This is a genomic window from Pseudalkalibacillus hwajinpoensis (assembly GCF_039851965.1).
In the GTDB taxonomy this organism is placed as follows: Bacteria; Bacillota; Bacilli; order Bacillales; family Guptibacillaceae; genus Guptibacillus; species Guptibacillus hwajinpoensis_E.
Map to the genome: position 1 here is coordinate 2604080 of NZ_CP156674.1, position 19325 is coordinate 2623404.

Annotated in this window: 18 protein-coding genes; 11 read left to right on the forward strand and 7 right to left on the reverse strand. The window is 42.9% G+C overall.

The window, feature by feature from the left end; all coding sequences use genetic code 11:
* Positions 1–113: 113 nt before the first annotated feature.
* The 9 genes from ABFG93_RS13605 to ABFG93_RS13645 all read left to right on the forward strand — a co-directional run bounded on the left by ABFG93_RS13605 (position 114) and on the right by ABFG93_RS13645 (position 10226).
* Positions 114–1118: a LacI family DNA-binding transcriptional regulator gene (locus ABFG93_RS13605; RefSeq protein WP_347548561.1), complete on the forward strand. Its 1005-nt coding sequence runs from the start codon at positions 114–116 to the stop codon at positions 1116–1118.
* A gap of 201 nt (positions 1119–1319) precedes the next feature.
* Positions 1320–2075 (forward strand): sugar phosphate isomerase/epimerase family protein, encoded by a 756-nt coding sequence (locus ABFG93_RS13610; RefSeq protein WP_347548562.1) that lies wholly within the window; start codon positions 1320–1322, stop codon positions 2073–2075.
* Between the two features lie 40 nt (positions 2076–2115).
* Positions 2116–3387: an extracellular solute-binding protein gene (locus ABFG93_RS13615; RefSeq protein WP_347548563.1), complete on the forward strand. Its 1272-nt coding sequence runs from the start codon at positions 2116–2118 to the stop codon at positions 3385–3387.
* A gap of 206 nt (positions 3388–3593) precedes the next feature.
* The gene (locus ABFG93_RS13620; protein ID WP_347548564.1) at positions 3594–4532 is read left to right on the forward strand and encodes a carbohydrate ABC transporter permease; all 939 of its coding nucleotides are present in this window, start codon (positions 3594–3596) and stop codon (positions 4530–4532) included.
* On the forward strand, positions 4532–5353 hold the full coding sequence (locus tag ABFG93_RS13625; RefSeq protein ID WP_347548565.1) for a carbohydrate ABC transporter permease: 822 nt from the start codon (positions 4532–4534) through the stop codon (positions 5351–5353). The genes ABFG93_RS13620 and ABFG93_RS13625 overlap by 1 nt, the downstream gene beginning before the upstream one ends.
* Before the next feature lie 25 nt (positions 5354–5378).
* Entirely contained in the window at positions 5379–6464 is a 1086-nt protein-coding gene (locus ABFG93_RS13630) for a Gfo/Idh/MocA family protein (protein WP_347548566.1), read from the forward strand.
* Positions 6465–6478: 14 nt separating this feature from the next.
* Positions 6479–7522: a Gfo/Idh/MocA family protein gene (locus ABFG93_RS13635; protein ID WP_347548567.1), complete on the forward strand. Its 1044-nt coding sequence runs from the start codon at positions 6479–6481 to the stop codon at positions 7520–7522.
* Positions 7523–7739: 217 nt separating this feature from the next.
* Positions 7740–8552 carry an alpha/beta fold hydrolase gene (locus tag ABFG93_RS13640; RefSeq protein WP_347548568.1) on the forward strand — a complete coding sequence of 271 codons (813 nt, stop codon included), beginning with the start codon at positions 7740–7742 and terminating at the stop codon, positions 8550–8552.
* 192 nt (positions 8553–8744) lie between these two features.
* The gene (locus ABFG93_RS13645) at positions 8745–10226 is read left to right on the forward strand and encodes a cell wall-binding repeat-containing protein (RefSeq protein WP_347548570.1); all 1482 of its coding nucleotides are present in this window, start codon (positions 8745–8747) and stop codon (positions 10224–10226) included.
* Between the two features lie 98 nt (positions 10227–10324).
* Here ABFG93_RS13645 and ABFG93_RS13650 read toward each other — a convergent pair whose 3' ends face one another.
* From ABFG93_RS13650 to ABFG93_RS13665, 4 genes are read right to left on the reverse strand one after another with little or no spacing between them, the layout of a single operon-like run.
* Positions 10325–11434 (reverse strand): GerAB/ArcD/ProY family transporter, encoded by a 1110-nt coding sequence (locus tag ABFG93_RS13650; RefSeq protein ID WP_347548572.1) that lies wholly within the window; start codon positions 11432–11434, stop codon positions 10325–10327.
* Between the two features lie 26 nt (positions 11435–11460).
* Positions 11461–12558, reverse strand: a complete 1098-nt coding sequence (locus ABFG93_RS13655) for a GerAB/ArcD/ProY family transporter (RefSeq protein ID WP_347548573.1) — start codon at positions 12556–12558, stop codon at positions 11461–11463.
* Positions 12559–12588: 30 nt separating this feature from the next.
* The gene (locus tag ABFG93_RS13660; RefSeq protein ID WP_347548574.1) at positions 12589–12822 is read right to left on the reverse strand and encodes a hypothetical protein; all 234 of its coding nucleotides are present in this window, start codon (positions 12820–12822) and stop codon (positions 12589–12591) included.
* Between the two features lie 39 nt (positions 12823–12861).
* Positions 12862–14457 (reverse strand): spore germination protein, encoded by a 1596-nt coding sequence (locus ABFG93_RS13665; protein WP_347548575.1) that lies wholly within the window; start codon positions 14455–14457, stop codon positions 12862–12864.
* A gap of 161 nt (positions 14458–14618) precedes the next feature.
* Here ABFG93_RS13665 and ABFG93_RS13670 point away from each other — a divergent pair, with 161 nt between their 5' ends.
* Entirely contained in the window at positions 14619–15827 is a 1209-nt protein-coding gene (locus ABFG93_RS13670; protein WP_347548576.1) for a Ger(x)C family spore germination protein, read from the forward strand.
* A gap of 132 nt (positions 15828–15959) precedes the next feature.
* Complete coding sequence (locus tag ABFG93_RS13675; RefSeq protein ID WP_347548577.1) at positions 15960–16373, forward strand: hypothetical protein; 414 nt, start codon at positions 15960–15962, stop codon at positions 16371–16373.
* 80 nt (positions 16374–16453) lie between these two features.
* On the opposite strand, the gene ABFG93_RS13680 is transcribed toward ABFG93_RS13675, so the two are convergent.
* The 3 genes from ABFG93_RS13680 to ABFG93_RS13690 are packed head-to-tail and all read right to left on the reverse strand — an operon-like array spanning position 16454 to position 19312.
* Positions 16454–17104 carry a cyclase family protein gene (locus tag ABFG93_RS13680; protein ID WP_347548578.1) on the reverse strand — a complete coding sequence of 217 codons (651 nt, stop codon included), beginning with the start codon at positions 17102–17104 and terminating at the stop codon, positions 16454–16456.
* Positions 17105–17117: 13 nt separating this feature from the next.
* Complete coding sequence (locus ABFG93_RS13685) at positions 17118–17909, reverse strand: carbon-nitrogen hydrolase family protein (protein WP_347548579.1); 792 nt, start codon at positions 17907–17909, stop codon at positions 17118–17120.
* A gap of 29 nt (positions 17910–17938) precedes the next feature.
* Positions 17939–19312: a purine-cytosine permease family protein gene (locus ABFG93_RS13690; protein ID WP_347548580.1), complete on the reverse strand. Its 1374-nt coding sequence runs from the start codon at positions 19310–19312 to the stop codon at positions 17939–17941.
* Between the last annotated feature and the right edge of the window lie 13 nt (positions 19313–19325).

Consider the following 19325-nt stretch of genomic DNA (forward strand, 5'->3'; position numbering starts at 1 on the left):
TTATATAGCATCTCGAAATGTAATCCATTACATTTTATGGTTGTAATCTCTCCTCATGGCATTTATAGTTTAGAATAAGACAAGTTATTTTAAACACTAGGGAGAAAATTGACATGGCGAACATGACTGACGTGGCAAAGCTAGCAAATGTATCGACGGCTACGGTTTCGAGGGTGCTTCAAAACCCAGAGACTGTAAAGGAGAAGACACGAGTAAAAGTTCTCCAGGCGATTGAAGAGTTGAATTATCAGCCGAATGTTTTAGCAAGGTATTTTAGAAGAACGGAGACGAAGACGATTCTTGTCATGGTTCCTTCTATTATGAATAACGTCTTTCCGCAAATGATAGCAGGGATTGATCTCGTCGCGAATCAAGCAGGATATAAGGTTCTTTTGGGGAATACTTATCAAGAACCTGAAAAAGCATACAGCTATATTGAAGAGCTGAAGCAGAAGCAAGTGGATGGCATGATTTTATTAACGACAAGACTGGATTACCAAATCATTTCAGATCTTGCTGATGACTATCCTGTCGTTCTAGCCTCCGATTATATTGAAGGACTAACCGCACCAACTGTGGCCATCGATAATATTAGCAGTGCACGTGATGCAGTGGAGCATTTACTTCAAATTGGTCATCAAAGAGTGGGGATGATTACAGGTCCTCTCGATATTCCGTTAAGCAGGGATCGGTTAAAGGGTTACAGACAGGCTCTTCTTGGGCACGACATCGATGTAGAGAGTGTTTTGATCCAGGAAGGCGATCATACCTATGAGTCAGGGTATAATCAGATGAATAAGTTTCTTGCATTGGATAAGACCCCAACAGCTATCTTTGCAGCAAATGACAGCATGGCTATGGGGGCCATCAAGGCGATCAAAGCCCATGGGCTGCGCGTACCTGAAGATGTTGCCGTGGTCGGTTTTGATAACATTCAGTTCTCAGCTATTTTTGAACCAGCTTTAACAACGATCGCTCAGCCTTTAGTTGAAATGGGAAAACGATCGATGGAACTCTTGTTGAAACAAATTAAAGGGGAACCTTTAACAAAGAAACAGCATGTGCTTGATACAAAGCTTGTGATAAGAGAATCGTGTGGGTATAACAAACAGGTCTAGTCTTATTGACTATTCTGTTCAGGTAAAATGTAATCGTTTACTTTTTTAGTGAAGGTGAAATGGGGATTTTAGTGAGTTTTATCGGTTATTTTTTCTCTAAAATGTAATCCATTACATTATGGTAGTTAACTCTTTCCAGGAGGTGAATGGCTAGCTGTCGCTTTAAGGTGTCATACCAATTTAACAAAGGGGAGAAAAGAAATGGCGAATATACCTGTTGCAGTACAGATGTACACGTTACGAAATGAAAGCGAGAAGGATTTTGTTGGCACATTAGAAAAAGTGGCGAAAATCGGCTATGACGGCGTTGAGTTTGCGGGTTATTATGACATGTCTTCGAAGGAACTGAAAAAGGTAATTGATGATTTTGGTTTAAAAGCAGCGTCCAGTCATACTCCGCTTGATGTTCTTGAGAGTAACTTGAGTCATGTGATTGCATACCAGCACGAGATCGGAAGCAATAAGCTTGTTTGCCCGTTTCTTGCACCTGAGAAACGAAACGAGGAAGGGTACTCATCGCTCATTCGTAGCTTGAATCACATTGGTCAGGAATGCCACAAAGAAGGCATCACACTATGCTATCACAACCATGATTTTGAGTTAGATCGCTTATCAAGTGGTAAAACTGCGCTTGAAACGATCCTAGATGAAACGAATCCAGAATGGGTGAAGGCAGAGTTTGATATTTACTGGTTAACGCGAGCGGGAGAGGATCCGGTTCGTTGGATGAAACGGTATCAGGATCGTACACCACTTGTTCATTTGAAGGACATGACCACAGATGGCGAGCAATTCTTCTCTGAACTTGGAACTGGCGGAGTTGATATTAACGCGGTGTTACGTCAGGGAGATCAGTCGAACGTGGACTGGTGGATTATTGAACAGGATAAATGTAAGCGCTCTCCTTTTGAGAGTATCGAAATCAGCATGAACTATTTCCTTAGCAAGCATTCCTAATTAGTTCTGGTCATCATTATTACATTATGGGAGGTAAATAATGAAAAAAGTAACGGCTTTATTATCGGTAATTGCGCTGCTTTTGTTGGCTGCTTGTGGTGGGAATCAGGGTGCTTCTAGTTCTGGAAACGGCGATGAGAAGGTGATTGAAGTCTGGCACATTGAAACGGGTGAGCGTGAAGCCCTTTTCCAGGAGGTAGCGAAACAGTTTGAAGAAGAACACGAAGGTGTGAAGGTCAAATTGCTGCAAACACCAAATGATGCCTACAAGCAGAAGCTAGCGGTATCCATGTCAGGTGGTAATCCGCCGGATGTGTTCCAGAGCTGGGGTGGCGGCTGGTTGAAGCATTTCGTTGATCAGGGAAATGTTCAGGATATTACAGAAAACATTGATCAGGATCATTACTTGGAGATGGCGTTAAATAACGGTACATTTGATGACAAAGTTTATGGCGTGCCACTTGGTTTATCGCTTGATGTCATTTTTTATAATAAAGAAATTTTCGAGAAATACAATCTTGAGGAACCAAAAACGTATGAGGAATTTACTGAAGTGATTAAGACGTTGAAAGAGAATGATGTGATTCCTCTTGCCTTAACGAATAAAACGAAATGGCCTGGAGCTTATTACTTGATGAACTTTGCGAGTCGTATTGGCGGTCCTGAATTGTTCGAAAGTGCATTTAATCGAGACGGTCGTGGCTTTGATGATCCAGCATACGTTGAAGCGGGTGAATACATTCAGGAGTTAGTTAAGATGGATGCCTTTAACCCAGGATTTAACGGGATTCCTTATGACGAGGGACGTGGCCGCCAATTAATGTATTCTGGACAAGCTGCGATGATGGATATGACGATTTCCTTCTTAAATAACGTAAGAGAAGAAGCTCCTCAATTCGAGGAGAAGCTAGGTTTCTTCCCATTCCCAACGATTCCTGGTGGTGAAGGAAATCAAACGCAGGTTGGCGGTGCGACTGGACCGGTGTGGTCAGTGGCAGCAGAGTCAGAGAATCCTGAATTAGCAGCTGAATTTATTAAAGCGTTAACGAGTAAAGAGACAGCACAAAAGTTCACGGATCGCACAGGAACATTGGCAGCGGTGAAGGATGTTGTGCCTGAAGATGAGTTTGTGAAAGGGTTCTATGAAGTTGCCCAAAATGCCTCCCATATTCAAATGCCTTATGACCAGACACTTCCTCCTGAGCTTGCTGAGCTGCACAAAGACACAACGCAGGCACTATTTGGCTTATCGATGACACCAGAAGAAGCGGCGAAGAAAATGGAAGCAAAGGCGGAAGAGCTTCTTGAATAAAGTGAAACTTCCATCAGAGGGAGTTTTGCTTCATCCCCCTCTGATGGTTAGTTGAACCAATCGGACCTTTAGGGGCAGTTGACCCCCACCTAAACGTCTCGATTGATTTACATTTTGAGGTGGGGGTTTTACTGCCCCTTAAGGCTGGGATAAAAGAAAGAGGAGTTATTTCCTCTTTCTGATCAATAGAAGGGAGAGCGTTGCACATGGAAACGGCTGAGGTGACGAGAAGGAGCGAGACGGCCAGGGTAATGCATGGCACAAAGAAGAGAAACGTCAGGAAAGCAGTAACGATTGGGTTATTCACGGCACCGGCACTTATTGTTTATCTTGTTTATGTGGTCTACCCGATTCTATCTACCTTGAGCTATAGCTTTTACAGCTGGGATGGAACAAGTGATAAAACGTTCATTGGGCTCGATAATTATATCCAATTGTTCAACGACGCGATTTTTTGGACCTCGCTTACGAACAATGCGTGGGTGGTCATCACATCGGTATTCGTTCAAATTCCTCTTGGTATGATTATGGCGCTCATGCTGTTTGCCCCAATTAGAGGCATTCGATTGTTTAGCAGCGTCTATTTTCTACCATTCTTAATGTCAACGGTTGCGATCGGGTTATTGTGGGTGTACATGTTTGATCCGATTAACGGGATCATTAATCAACTCGTTAACGTCCTTGGCTTTGAAAATGTAGCTTGGCTAAGTGATGAAAATACGGCTATGATTGCGATTTTATTAGTTGTCGTGTGGCAGTTCTCGCCTTTCTATATGATTCTCTTTAAGGCAGCGATGGTAGGAATTGCTGAGGAACTCTATGAATCTGCGCAAATCGATGGCGCGAATTCCTGGCAGAAATTCTTTCATATTACATTGCCACTCCTAATGCCGACGATTGTAAGCTCATCGATTCTAGCGATTGTTGGTTCATTAAAAGCCTTTGATATTTTCTACATTATGACAGGCGGTGGACCGAACCACGCGACTGAATTGATGGGGACGTACATGTTTAAGCAGGCGTTTATTAATTTCAATATGGGCTACGCAAGTGCCATCGCGTTTATTATGTTTCTCATTGCGCTCGTTGTCACGGTACTGATCCAGATCGTTGATTATAACCGCAAGAAGAAAGGAGCTTTCTAATGGTTCAAACACTAAGAAAGATGCCTTTATATCTAGTAGGACTTCTGCTTCTCGTTTTCACTGGCTATCCATTTGTTTACATGATTTCAACTTCCTTAAAAGATCAGAGCACGTTCTTTGAAAAGCCATTCGCGATTTTCACGTCAATTGAACTTGGAAACTATGCAGATGTCTTTCAGATGGGATTAACCCGCTACTTCTTAAATAGTATTCTTGTTTCAGTAGCAGCGGTTGTAGCCGTTATGCTCATTGCAGCTCTAGCAAGCTATCCGTTAAGCAGAATGAACTTCCGCTTTAACCGAGCGCTTTTTCTCCTATTTATTTCAGGAATGATGCTTCCGATTCATGCGACATTAATCCCAATCTTTAAACTGTCACAAGATATGGGACTCTACGATTCATTGCTAGCTCTACTTGGACCGTATATCGCATTCAGTCTACCGATTTCGATTTTTATCTTAACGCAATTCATGCAGGAAATTCCGAAGTCATTGGAAGAAGCGGCGAAGATCGATGGATGTTCTCACTTTGGTATTTTCTGGCGCATTATCCTTCCGATGCTAACACCAGCACTCATGACCGTTTTCATTTATAACTTTATTCATCTCTGGAATGAATTTATCTTTGCACTTGTGCTTGTATCCAGTCCAGAAAACATGACATTGCCACTTGGGCTGCAGGATTTCTATGGAGAGTTCTCCGTCAATGTGCCTGGTTTAATGGCGGCATTAACACTTGCAAGTCTACCAATGCTCGTTGTGTATCTGTTCTCACAAGAAAAGGTTGTAAAAGGGCTGACAGGCGGTGCTGTAAAAGGATAGGGATTTGGAAAAGGAGTGAGAGAAGATGGCCAAAATTAGAATTGGTGTGATTGGCTGCGGCAACATTAGCGACATCTATTTAACGAATCTTCGAGAACTGGATAGTCTCGAGGTCGTTGCGCTAGCTGATCTTAACCATGAAAAAGCGATCGAGAAAGCGAAGAAATATGCGATTCCTCATGTACTCAGTGTGGAAGAGCTGCTGGTGAATGAAGCGATTGATCTCGTTCTTAATTTAACAATACCAGCGGCACATGCGGATGTTAGCCTACGTGCGTTGGAAGCTGGAAAGCACGTTTATGTGGAGAAGCCACTGGCGATTTCGTTAGAAGATGGCAAAAAGGTGTTAGAAAAAGCAAAGGAAAGAGAACTTCTAGTAGGATCTGCGCCGGATACATTTCTCGGTGGAGGGCTTCAGACGTGTAAGAAGCTCATCGAGGATCGTGCGATCGGTGAACCTATTGCGGCAACTGCATTCATGATGGGACATGGTCCGGAAAGCTGGCATCCTGATCCGGAATTTTTCTATCGTGCTGGTGCCGGGCCGATGTTTGATATGGGGCCTTATTATTTAACGGCGCTTATCAATTTAATTGGGCCAGTTCGCCGTCTAACGGGATCTGCGCGAATAACGTCACCTGAACGGACGATTACAAGTGAGCCAAAGTACGGGCAGAAGATTAAAGTGGAAACCCCTACGCATGTAGCGGGAGTTCTGGATTTTGAAAATGGTGCGATTGGTACGATGATTACGAGCTTTGACGTGTGGGGCACGCAAACGCCGTTTCTAGAAATCTATGGAACGGAAGGCTCGTTAAGTGTACCGGATCCAAATACGTTCGGGGGCCCAGTTCTCTTAAGGAAACCGGGTGAAGTGGAGTGGAAGGAAGTTCCTTTTACCCATGGATCCACTGAAAATAGCCGGGGGATTGGTGTGATTGATATGGTCGATGCGATTCATTCTGGGAGACCGCATCGAGCAAGTGGAGACCTCGCTTACCATGTGTTAGAAATCATGCATGGCATTCATGAATCTTCAATAAAAGGTGAGCATTACCAGCTGACGAGCACGTGCTGCCAGCCTGAGGCGCTGAGGGAAATTTTAAAATGATGGAGGGATTGGAGATGGAGAAAATGAAAGTAGCGGTTATTGGTTGTGGAAGTATTGCGAGGCGTCGTCATTTACCAGAGTATCGGTCTCAGGACTATGTGGAGATTGTGGCGGTATGTGATGTTGTGAAGGAACGGGCTGAGGAAATGGCGAGTGAATACGGTGGGGTGGCTTATACGGATTATCGTATTTTGGTAGAAGATAAGGAAATTGATGCGGTAAGCGTTTGTTTACCAAATTCCCTCCATGCACCTGTTTCGATTGCGGCATTGAATGCCGGGAAGCACGTTCTGTGTGAGAAGCCGATGGCAACTTCGCGTGAAGAAGCGGAAGCGATGATTCAAGCGGCGGAGGTAAACAGCAAAAAGCTGATGATTGCCCATAACCAGCGGTTTGTAGATTCCCATGTGAAAGCGAAAGAGCTGATCGAGAGCGGAGAAGTTGGGAACATCTATAGTTTTCGAACGACGTTTGGCCATCCAGGACCCGAGCGTTGGAGTATTGATGGAGCGACTAGCTGGTTCTTCGATAAGGAGCAAGCATTTATCGGTGCCATGGGAGACCTTGGGGTACATAAATCTGATTTAATGCGGTACTTGCTTGGAGAAATTGTTGAAGTTGGTGCATTCGTTGGAACGAAGGCAAAGGAGAATACCGATGTGGATGATAATGCGGTTTGTATTCTTAAGACGGAAACAGGTGTGATCGGTACACTGACAGCAAGCTGGTCATATGTGATTGGAGGCGACAATTCAACGGTAATCTATGGTGAAAATGCGGTGTTACGTCTTGAAGGCGACCCGGATTATTCGCTTGTTGTCGAGTATAAGAACGGCAACGTGGTCAAGCATCAGCTTCAGAAGATCCAGTCAAATGAAGAAGGCGGACAGCTCAATACGCATGTGATTGAGAAGTTCGTGGATTGTATTGTGAATGATACGGTACCAGCGGTTAGTGGTGAAGAAGGAATGAAATCATTGCAGGTGATCCTGGCTGCGCTTGAATCAAATGAAACCAGAAGAGTTGTTCGTGTGTGTGCTGGGCGGGCGGTGGTGTAGCGGGCGGTGGGGCGCGATGCGGTGCCTGTCACCACCCTGATTATGTTAGTTTATGTCGAAGTTTGAGGTTGGGTCAGGGGAGAGAGGGAAGCTGGTTCTGTCATATCCTTTAATGTCTGTCGCTTAAACTTTTTAAGCGAGAAGGGTATCGGCTATTTATATAGAAGTTTACACTAGCAACCCCATAACAAACTCATGCCAAAGGAGAGGTTTACCAATGCCGTTTATCGATGTAAACGAAACGCCGCTCTATTATGAAGATTATGGTCCGAAGGATGCACCAGTGCTGGTATTCAGTCATTCATTGTTTTTCTCTTCGTATATGTTCCATCATCAGGTGGAGCATTTTTCGAAAGATTATCGAGTTATTTGCTACGATCATCGAGGGCAGGGGAGAAGTGGGAAGTCTTATTTAGAAAACCTTAGTATGGATACGCTTACAGATGATGCCGCTGCGCTGATTGAAGCGCTAGGAATTTCGAAATGTCATTTTATCGGGAATTCAATGGGCGGCTTTATTGCGCTTCGACTTGCGGCAAGACGATCTGATCTTCTCAGTTCGTGTGTCGTGCTTGGTAGTTCAGGGGAAGCAGAGTATAAGCAAGCGGAGTTCCAGCCACTCGTTTCACAGCTTCAAAACCATGGTGCTGAGGGTGTTGTTGATACACTCATGTACATTATGTTTGGTGATGCTTCGCTTGAGGCAGTTGAATTCGAGAAGGAACGGAATTACTGGCGCACTTATATGAAAAAGTTAGAAACTGATATTGGTGATGCGGCTCATCAGGTGATTCATCGCACGAGTATCCTGGAGGAGCTGAGCGGAGTGAAGATGCCGGTTCTTGCTGTTGCGGGTGAACAGGATCATGCGTATACGATTCAACTTTCTGAGAACATTGCGAAGGCAGTGGAGAATGGAAGATGTGAAGTGCTTGGTAGAGCAGGTCACTCAGTGGCGCTCGAGAAGCCTAATGAAGTGAATAAGCTTTTGGAGAGGCATTTTGCGAGGATGAAAGCTCATAAGTGGTAAGGAGTTTCGTTTGTAAGACTTATATAGCTATGAAAAAGACTTTCTCACATACGAGAAAGTCTTTTTCATGTTGGGTGTTTAATTAATTTGGGACTTTGGACATAGTTCGACAGTATTAGTAAAAAAGAGATCTATACTTGAGTTATAGGAATTTTTTCTATAAATGACAAATATTATTATGGAGGGGTATTTTTGAAAAAATGGGGAGTTGCTCTACTGGTTCTTCTATTGATGGTTTTAAATGGTTTTAGTGAGGTGCATCCAGTAAAGGCAGAAGAAAACAATAGTGTAGAAAACTATCAAGATTTCAGAGCTAAGGTAGAAGCGAAAAAGAATTCGTCTTCCGTAAATGAAATTCCGAAGTTGTTTGATGGTGAAATGAAAAAGCTTGAGGAAAAGATGAATCAAAAATCTAATCCTGACATGAAGCGAGCAGAATTATTAGAATACGAGCCTAACAATACGTTCGAGCTGGCTGATCCAATTGAATTGGAAGATATTATTTTCGGACAGTTTTACAGATACGATATAGACATTTTTCAGCTTGAAATTGAGCAGAGAGATGTGCTGTATGTACCGAGTTTATATGATTACAACGTGAATTTAGGTTATTACTTAGCGGATGAGGATGGCAATGTTGCTGAGCTTGTTGATTACTATGAAGAAGAAGGGCAGCAGGTTCACGGATATGCGGTTACTCCTGGTACATACTATATCGTTGCGCTTGATTTAAATGAAGGCGGTACAGATGGAGCTTACGCAATCTCTTCAATTCTTGATAGTACGTTAGAAGAAATGAACGATGTTTATAGAATCTATGGAGACAACCGTTATGAAACCGCACTTCAAATTGCTTACAATGGTTGGCCAGCAGGTACAAATACAGTCGTTTTATCGAGAGACATGAATTTCCCGGACGCATTAGCTGGCGCTCCGCTTGCTTATGATCTAGATGCTCCGATTCTATTAAATCCGAAAGATAGTTTACATGAAACGGTAAGAACGGCTATCCGTGATTTAGGGGCTACTAACGTGGTCATTCTTGGGGGGCCTGGGGCGATTTCAACTTCTGTAGAGAAATACTTGAGGGATACGATGAAGCTGAATGTGAAACGAATTGGTGGAGAAAATCGATTTGAAACAGCTGCGAAAATAGCGAATGAATTAGAGCCTTATGATTCAGCAGTTGTCGCTTATGGATTTAATTTTCCAGATGCATTGTCCATTGCGCCTTATGCAGCAGTTAATGGAATGCCGATTCTATTGAGTGAGACGAACAACTTGCCAGCGGCATCTAAAGCAGCGTTAATCAATGTAGACGATACGATTGTTGTTGGTGGCACGAGTGTGATTAGTGAGAATGTAACGAAACAGCTAAAAGCGTATAATCCAATGAGGATTTCAGGTGATAACCGCTATGAAACATCTGTAAACATTGTCAGAAAGCTTGGGATTCAAGCAGACTATATGACAATTGCGACGGGTGAAAATTATGCTGATGCGTTAACGGGCTCTGTGTATGCAGCGCTGTGGAAGGAACCGATTGTTCTTGTTAAGAAGAATAGCGTTCCTGATCCGGTGCTCGACTTAATCGATGATGAAGGAACACATACGTTTACCATTCTCGGTGGTTATTCCGCGGTGTCGGAGTCAGTTGAGGATACGTTAAGGTAGTTAGATATGTAGGATTACCTATAATCCCGCTAAAGCCCTCTTATGTGAGAGGGCTTTTTGCCTATAGCAATAGCTCTACGCTTTAATCAAACGTTTGTTTAAGTCCCTCGTTTTCGCGCACGGCGCTTTTTAACCAGCATAACCAGTAAGAGAAGGAGTGGGATACCAATTTGAAATGGAGGGTGAATATAATTAGGTACGACATCTAACCCAATTTGTATATGCTGTAAATAGTTGTCTTCAATGAGTAGCGATGTTCCTAGAGTTAAACAGGCAATGAAGATAGCTAGTATGTGAAAGTTTCGAATTGAAACAGCTGATGATAAACTGATAGTAGAGGCAAATAAGAAGATAATAATTTTGAAAAACCCTCCGATCATTAAAATGAGAATGGCAATCGGATCGAGGCGTTGAATAATGTCTTGAATATTGATTTTTCCAACTGTGTCTAAGAGGGGGAAAGTAGAGTTTGCCGCTTGGTGCACGCCAATGACACCAACCTGGACGATAACCGTAGTCGTAATAATGAATCCGCTGAAAAGAATGGCGTACATCCCTGTTTTCAGACCAGTGTTCGGCTTGTTTAAGAACGGAAGAAACATTGTGAATACCACCATTTCACCAAATGGGAATGTGAGCACTGACGGGTAGGCGGTTTGCAAGACGGGCATCCATCCTTCGCCAAGAACAGGTTGTAAGTTTTCGATTTTAAATTGGTTTGAAACGAAGATCAGCACGATGAAAATGAGCCCTAACGCCATGAAAATCATGAAGAAAATTTCTGCTGATCGCCCAATTACTTCAATTCCTAGAATACACCCATAAATAATGATAACGATTATTAGAATATTGACGACTAGCAGTGGGGTTTCACTCAATGCAGAGGTGACGATTAATTCTCCGAAATCCCTTAATACTCTTGCTCCAATATAAAGAAAATAAATACTATAAAGACAGGCGATAATTTTACCTGGCCATTTACCTAAAATCTTCTGCGCATAAATGGACAATGGCAGATCAGGATAGCGATTGAATAGTAAACCGTAAATGTAAAAAAGCCCGATTCCGCCAATCATTCCTAATAGGATTGCAATCCACGCATCCTGTTTTGCCTCCGTCCCTAAACCAACGACAACTGCGCTTCCAAGTTCAAATAAAACCATGATAACAAAGAGCTGCTTAGGTGTTATTTTGACAGTAGGCATCATTCCACCTCCTTTTCCGATAATCTACCTTAAGTGTTGTCTGCTTTCTTTCTTCTCATTTTCCCTATGATCACTAAAAGGAATGGAAGAAGCACACAAATTGTAAAGCTGTAAGGAATCCATACTGTTCCTGCAAATTCATTGGCATATGTACTATTTGGAAAAATAACTAAGGAAAGCACGGTTAATATTATTCCTAAAGGAAAGGTAAGGGTGCGGTAATCTTTGACGCCTAATAACTGAGCGAATCCCAGTGTTGAAGAATAAAATAGAATAACTAACTTAAAAAAGATCGTTAGCATCCATATAATGGCAACGATTACCTCAATTCGTTGGATGAAGTTTCCAAGTCTTATCTTTTTCCCAAGAATATAACTTGGGTGTGATTGAATGATCGTGCTATCAATCCCAAGGACAAGAAGACAGGAAGTCGTGATGCTGATCAGAACGATTCCACCCAATAGTGTTCCGATCAATAGACTTTTCCCGGACTTAGGAACAGATTGTACAGCAGGATAGAGCATTAAAAAGACGATAAGTTGTAAATAAGGGATACTCATTGAAAGGATTGCCCCTCTAAAGACAGGCTTTAATCCTTCTTCAAGGAATGGGAGTACGTTTGAGAATTTCGCTTCAGGTAATGCGAAGAGAATTAATACCAGGAATAGACCAATCACCCACGGTAAGAATATTTCACCACATCGAACAATGGTTTCAAGTCCAAGTCGTGTAGCATAGATGATCAGGCTTATAAAAAGAATACTGATCACTTCAATTGGCGTATGAATTAAGATATGTGTTGTTAGGAAATTCACTAAATCCCACATCACTGTAGAAGCAAGCATAAAAAAGAAACTTATAAAGATGAATGAAACCCCTTTTCCAACCCACTTTCCTAAAATGACTTCACAGCTTTCCGATAATGTCAAATTGGGATGCTGTTTTTGGAGCGCATTAAATAATAGAATGACGAGAATTCCACCTGCTAACCCCACAATTCCGGCAAGCCATCCATCTTGTCTTGCTTCTTCCGCGACACCAGAAGGGATAATGAGAATGGAACTTCCGATTGTAAATAGAATAACGATATTGGTGAATTGCAAGGCTGATATTTTTAGTTTCTCCACTGATCAATTCACCCTCCGTATCGTAATTTGTCATCCTAATAGAATTTCAATGGCTCTGCTCATTGGTCTAAACAGAAAGGTGATAAAATCGAAAGGCGTTGGAATAGGGAGGTGTAAGGTTTCCGCCATACTTAACCCGAATGCCATCAACATAAGGATAGAGAAAACCCATAAGTCTCTTTTTTGATTGTTTTTCATTAATTTAGGGACTTCGTACAACGTTATCACCGCTGTTACCACACTGATGCCGATGATTGGCCACATCTGTTTCTCTCCTCCCTACTTGAGATAACCTGTCGATCGTTAGTTTGATTCGGGTTTGGGAGTGGGGGGTTTTTCCCGAATCTTATCGTTTGGCTTTAAGAATGTTGGCCGTGAAAACATCCGTGAGATTGGCGCGCGAAAGATCACATCTTTCTGATCACTTGATTTAAATGGTGCCATAGGTGACATATAGGGGACCCCAAAAGACCGGAGACTGCAAAGGTGGAGGATGATCGTTATTAATCCTAAGATCATTCCGAACAGACCAAACGTCGCCGCAAGAAACATTAATGGGAAGCGAAGCATTCGAACAGAAATGGCCATGTTGATCGCAGGCATAACAAAACTACTGATTGCAGTTAAGGAGACCACAATGATCATAGCGGATGAAACGATCCCGGCTTCTACCGCTGCCTGTCCGAGTACGAGAGCACCAACGATTGAGATAGCAGAACCCACTGCTCTCGGCATCCTTACACCAGCTTCACGTAAAACTTCAAACGTCAGCTCCATTAGAAGGGCTTCAATCAAGGCCGGAAATGGGGTTCCTTCTCTTTGGGCTGCCAGACTTATTAAAAGCTGGGTAGGAAGCATTTCCTGATGAAAGGTTGTGACGGCAATGTAGGCGGACGGTGTAATTAAAGCTAGGAAAAACGAAACATAGCGTAGGATTCGAATGAGAAAACTTACATCGAAACGTTGATAGTAATCTTCACTTGATTGAAAGAATTGTACAAATACAGCCGGAACTAGTAGAGCAAAGGGAGTACCGTCTACAAGGATCGCAATTCGCCCTTCCAAAATACCAGCCGCAAGGGTGTCGGGCCTTTCGGTATTGAAGACTGTAGGAAAAGGCGAGTACGTTTCATCCTGGATGAATTCTTCAATATATCCGCTTTCGAGAATGCCATCAATGTTAATTCGCAAAAGGCGCTCACGAACTTCCTCAACGATCTTATCATCTGCAACACCCTTTAAATAAACGAGTGCCACATCAGTTCGCGTCTTTTTTCCGATTGGTTTTGTTTCAATCCATAGGTTGGGGTCTTTGATTTTCCGACGAACTAATGCTGTATTCGTGCGGAGGGTTTCTGAGAACCCATCCTTTGGACCGCGAATGACTGTTTGTGACGAGGGTTCATTTACGCCTCGATCTTCCCATCCCCTTGACCCAATGGAAAAGCCTTTAGTGTACCCTTCAAGAAGCACAACTGTATCTCCAGATAAAACGTGTAGATAAAGGGAATCAAAATCTCCGATCTTTTTTACATCTCCATTAGAAAGGGCGAAGTTTTTTAATATATCCATTGAACTCATGTGTTGTGAACCTTTGTCGGAGATCTCAGTTTCTCTTATCGTTAACATTAACGGTTTAATAATAAAGTCCTGGATAAAGGTTTTATCTGCTAATCCTTCTGTGTAGATGACGGCAAGGTGAATGTTTCCATCAGTACCTGCTAGAACGTCACGGATCACAATATCAGAACTTTCGCCTAATGTTTTCTTGATTACTTCCAAGTTTTCTTCGAGATTTATCATAAGTGTTTCGGGCTGACTTGAAGAAGATGCCTTTGATTTCTTGTCTGTGGTTGAATGCTTTTTTTTCATATCTTTTAATTTACGCACATATCTCATGGCAAAAACTCCTCAATTACTCTCTTCGCTGTATCTTTTCACCGTCATATTCATTTTATTCAGGTATTTAAAAGTGAACTGAATGTATGGGGAGGATCTGTTTTGAAGAACCTAAGGTAATGGACCAGAAGTTCTATTCAAACGAGCTAGGAGAATACTTTATGAAACAAAGACTTTCCAAATTAAGTATTGGTGCAATCGTGCTTCTTCTTCTCAGTGGGTGTTGGGACGCGAGAGAATTGAATGAGTTAGCGATTGCCGTTGCATATGGTATTGACAAACGAGAAGGCGAATACCTGGTAACAGCTCAAGTAGTGAACCCTGGAGAGATTGAAGAGGCAGGGGGTAAAACGACTCCAGTAACTGTCTATCAAGAGTCGGCAGACACGTTACTTGAAGGGTTTAGAAGATTGACTACAATTGCACCTAGGAAGATTTATGGCTCACACCTCCGTATATTGGTAATAGGAGAAGAGCTAGCAAAAGAAGGGATTGGGGAAGTAATCGATTTGTTGTCGAGAGATCCTGAGATTCGAAATGATTTCTATATTGTGGTTTCAAAAGAAGCATATGCTGGTGATGTACTGCAAGTCTTAACCTCGCTAGAAACTATACCAGCTAACAAGTTATATGCCTCACTTGAAACATCAGAAAAAACCTGGGCTCCAACTATGACGGTGACTCTCGATCAACTTTCTAGGCAATTAATGGAGGCTGGCATGGAGCCAATGTTAACGGGAGTAGAAGTGATAGGGGATGTTTCTGTAGGTGAGAGTAAAGAGAATGTAGCCCATATTGAACCTCAAACTCAATTGCAATATCATGGGACGGCCGTATTCAATAAGGATGCATTGGTAGGATGGTTAAATGATTCAGAAAGTAAAGGCGTGCACTATGCGATTGATAGGGTGAAGAGTACGGTCGTTGTAGTGCCTTGCGGGGAGGAAGGAAAAATAGGTATTGAACTAATTGATACGAAAGCAGAATTAAAAGCGAAGGCCATAAATAACCACCCCCGTGGGACAATCGACCTCCAAGTAGAGGGTAAAGTTTCTGACGTTGAATGTAGTCATCTTGATTTGTCTAAAAAAAGTACAATAGAAGATCTAGAAAAGAAAACCGAAGAAAATATAAAGAATAAGATCCAGGATGCCTTAAAAGTTACGCAAGAAGAGTTTCAATCCGATCTTTTTGGATTTGGAAAAGCGATTCATCGCTCAAGTCCAGATTATTGGAAAACCGTGAAGAAAGAATGGGATCAACAATATAAGGATTTGCCAGTGAAGGTAACGGTTGATGTCACGATAAGCCGTACGGGTACAATTGGGAATTCCCCTCTAAAAGAGATTGAGGAGAATAGACAAGAGTGATTGTAATCGACAAATTCCACCATAAAGCGGGTGGTGACAGGCACTTTTTGAGCAAACGCTTATGAATATTTCTGTTGTTTTTGCTACACAATAGTTAAGTAATTAATTGAATGGTCTGGAGGTTATAGGAATATGAGGAAAGCAATGAATATGTTGAGAGGTCCATTGGGATGGTTAACAGCTGGTGTTTTGCTTCTAACCTTTTCTAGACGAGCGAGATCGGGAACACGTAACGCTGTTCTTAAAGGATCGGAAACGGTTATGGGACTTGGGGACCAGGTCAAGGGCTCTGTGACTAAGAGGAAGAACGGTAATGCAACACAAATGCGAAGCGAGAACGACCAGGATAAGCAACAGGTGAAGTATCCTGACTATGTTGGAAGTAGTTTCGGGGGAGTCCAGAATTCGAAAGCAAGCAAAACAACAAACGTACGCAGGGTAAACCCTTCCCGCTTCAACAAATCAAAGAACGTGATGAACGACGAAGTCATGCCATCCAAAATGGCTGAAATTGCAGAAGAATTTGAGCTGTTTGATAAAGATTAATCGGGCGGTGACAGGAACTCCTCGAACTATGTCGAACAGAAACAAGAGCCCTTCTTAAAAAGAGGGCTCTTTGTCGTGCGTTATTCTACTTCCACTGCAACTGCTCTCACCGGTGAGCCATCAAGACCTTCCAGTTTCAGCGGCAGTGCGATAATTAATGGACTCGCAAAATTAATCTGATCGAAGTTGCAGAAGTTCTCTCCAATGATTCCATTCACAGACGTAATGGCTTCATGAACAGGAAAGGCCGATCCGTCTGGTGGGTCTACGTTCAGTGCGTCGATGAAGAAGGTTGTTACACCTTTATCTAATAGACTGTTGATGATGTCCACCGAGAGATAGGGATGCTCGAAATACGTTTCTGTCCCAATATGCTTCGACCATCCAGTGTGAAATAACACGATCGTACCTGGCACAACACTTTCAATTTGATCCGCCACGTCATCCATAGTGATCTGTTCTGCTGGTTTTTTCCCGGTTACATCAATCACAAGCCCTGGTGCCATAAATTTCGTCAGGCTTGATTGATCGATGCGCTCGCCTTCTTTTTGGAAATGGAAGGGAGCATCTACATGTGTTCCTGTATGAGACCCGATATAAAGCTGTGTCACCTGATAGCCGTCTTTATCGAGCTCGGCTGCGGGATGAATGTCTGGCTTTGGATCGCCAGGATAGATAGGTGTTTCCGAGTTGATTAGAATCGATAGGTCGATGATTTGTTTAAAATTCAAAAGAGGCCCTCCTTTAGCTGTATATGTCGGTCCGTCGTTCTTCTAGCATGGAAAAGAAGGTTTGTTTTAATTCGTCACGCCAGTGGTTATCTGTGTTTGCTGTAATGATATCATACTGTTTTTCTGCGGTTGTTATAGCCTGTCCGTCCGGTCCATAAATAGATGACTTTCCAAAGAAGTTCAGGTCTCCCGACTGTCCTGTATGGTTACATGCTACAAGATAAACCGTATTATCGATCGCGCGTGCCCCACCAAACTGAAGGAAGGGACCATCATAAGGTTCTTCCCAGGCAGATGGGACGAGCAGGATGTCGGCTCCTTTTAGTGCAAGGTTTCTTGCAAGCTCTGGAAACGCAAGGTCCCAGCAGATCATGAGTCCGATCGTACCAATATCTGTTGTAATCGTAACGGGTTCAGAGCCAGCTGTGAAAACCTCTCTTTCCAGCGGAGTGAGGTGTATTTTTCGGTAGTTTCCGGTGTTCTTTCCACTCGCATGAATGTATTGAATCGAATTGAAAATATTCCCGCGTTCATCTTTCTCGACATATCCGTACACAATCGAAACGAGGTTAGATGCGGCCATATGCTGCATCGCCTGAAAAATAGGACCGTCCTTTTCTTCTGCTAGCTCACTTATACCTTCAGATAAAAAGTAACCTGTGGCGGAAAGTTCAGGGAAAACGATGATTTTAGTATCAGGATTTCTCGTAAGACAGGTCGTTACCATTGTTTCCATTTTGGTCAGGTTCTGATCCACTTCACCATTATGAAAGGCCCCCTGAGCCGCTGCGATTTTATGCGTCATTTTTTCTCCCCCTAAAGGTCCAGATCACTCTATGCCTCCATCTTCACATCGAGTTCTTCGTTAGTCGCTTTTCTAACCCCTAGCTGCTTTGTAAGTGCCATTAATCCATAATAACATCCACCTGAAAGCACAAATGTTAAGATGGTCGCGCCAATGCTTAGTGGCTGAACATAAGTAAAGTAGTAAGCAAAGAGGGCGCCAGCGATATATGATACGACGGCTACGATGTTAACACCTCTTTGATAACGGTAGAGTCCTTTATGGTCGAACGCCACATCTTCAGCGTCGTAGTAAGCTTTTTTGACAATGAAATAATCGACAAGGACAATCGCGAAGACGGGTATGAACAGTGTTGCGATTAAGAGAATGAAGTTGAAAAAGTTCACCATCAACGCTTCTTTTAAGAGAGCGCCAAGAGTACACACGATCCCTAGTGCTAGAACGGGTTTCCAGAATCCTGATTTCGGAAAAACATTCATAAATGACATTGTTGCACTGTAAAGCGCCATTACATTCGTTGAAAGTACCGAGAAAAAGACGACGATGGAAGCGATGAATCCAAATCCATATGCGGCAAGGAGAACGGTCGGATCGTAGGTTTGTTCCATGTTGTTCAAGATACTAAATCCACTAACGACTGCGCCAAGTCCCATTGCGATAAGGGAGGCTACAATATATCCAAGGTAAGTTCCGAGCATGCCGCTTTTTTCAGATTTGCTGTGTCGGTTGAAGTCACAGACGCTTGACATCCAGGAGAATGCTGTGGCTACGACGATGTCAAACGCAATGATACCTGAGATTGCCGGGTTTTCGCTTGCTTTCAATTCAATCAGTGAAGAGACGCTGTAGGTTGTAAAGAGCTTGTAGAAAATAAGAACAGATAGGATGAGCATGGCAACAGAGACCCATTTCTCAATGCTTTCCACACCACGGTGACCGTAAATGGTGATGGCGACAACAAGAATTTCAGTTAAAATGACGAACAAATTAATATTGCTATAGCCAGTTGTGTAACTGATGACGTAGTTAAGGGATAGACCGGCCATATAGGCCTGAATCCAGCTCCAGCCAATTAATACGATCGTGTTCACGAGTGCGGGAAGAATGGCGCCTTTTTGACCAAAAGCCGCTCTTGTCATGACCATCGTTGGAAGTCCTGTTCGTGTTCCGATGTTACCTGTGAGTGCAAGTGGAATTGCACCGATGGCTGACCCGATGAGAATCGCGAGCATCGCTTTTTCAATTGAAATATCCGGTACGAACATCATCCCCGTCATGACGGATGTGATGACGACGTTCGCTGCGAGCCAGAGGGCGAACGTCGAGAAAAAGTTCATGCTCCGCTTGTCTTTTGGAGTGGGGTTAATCGTATCGTGACCTAAGCGTTCGGTAAGTTGACTCATTGTATTTCCCCCT

Bases quoted from the DNA above. Each gene is read 5' to 3' on its own strand.
- ABFG93_RS13605 (WP_347548561.1), top strand. From the start codon at position 114: ATGGCGAACATGACTGACGTGGCAAAGCTAGCAAATGTATCGACGGCT.
- ABFG93_RS13610 (WP_347548562.1), top strand. From the start codon at position 1,320: ATGGCGAATATACCTGTTGCAGTACAGATGTACACGTTACGAAATGAA.
- ABFG93_RS13615 (WP_347548563.1), top strand. From the start codon at position 2,116: ATGAAAAAAGTAACGGCTTTATTATCGGTAATTGCGCTGCTTTTGTTG.
- ABFG93_RS13620 (WP_347548564.1), top strand. From the start codon at position 3,594: ATGGAAACGGCTGAGGTGACGAGAAGGAGCGAGACGGCCAGGGTAATG.
- ABFG93_RS13625 (WP_347548565.1), top strand. From the start codon at position 4,532: ATGGTTCAAACACTAAGAAAGATGCCTTTATATCTAGTAGGACTTCTG.
- ABFG93_RS13630 (WP_347548566.1), top strand. From the start codon at position 5,379: ATGGCCAAAATTAGAATTGGTGTGATTGGCTGCGGCAACATTAGCGAC.
- ABFG93_RS13635 (WP_347548567.1), top strand. From the start codon at position 6,479: ATGGAGAAAATGAAAGTAGCGGTTATTGGTTGTGGAAGTATTGCGAGG.
- ABFG93_RS13640 (WP_347548568.1), top strand. From the start codon at position 7,740: ATGCCGTTTATCGATGTAAACGAAACGCCGCTCTATTATGAAGATTAT.
- ABFG93_RS13650 (WP_347548572.1), bottom strand. From the start codon at position 11,434: ATGATGCCTACTGTCAAAATAACACCTAAGCAGCTCTTTGTTATCATG.
- ABFG93_RS13660 (WP_347548574.1), bottom strand. From the start codon at position 12,822: ATGTGGCCAATCATCGGCATCAGTGTGGTAACAGCGGTGATAACGTTG.
- ABFG93_RS13665 (WP_347548575.1), bottom strand. From the start codon at position 14,457: ATGAGATATGTGCGTAAATTAAAAGATATGAAAAAAAAGCATTCAACC.
- ABFG93_RS13670 (WP_347548576.1), top strand. From the start codon at position 14,619: ATGAAACAAAGACTTTCCAAATTAAGTATTGGTGCAATCGTGCTTCTT.
- ABFG93_RS13675 (WP_347548577.1), top strand. From the start codon at position 15,960: ATGAGGAAAGCAATGAATATGTTGAGAGGTCCATTGGGATGGTTAACA.
- ABFG93_RS13685 (WP_347548579.1), bottom strand. From the start codon at position 17,909: ATGACGCATAAAATCGCAGCGGCTCAGGGGGCCTTTCATAATGGTGAA.
- ABFG93_RS13690 (WP_347548580.1), bottom strand. From the start codon at position 19,312: ATGAGTCAACTTACCGAACGCTTAGGTCACGATACGATTAACCCCACT.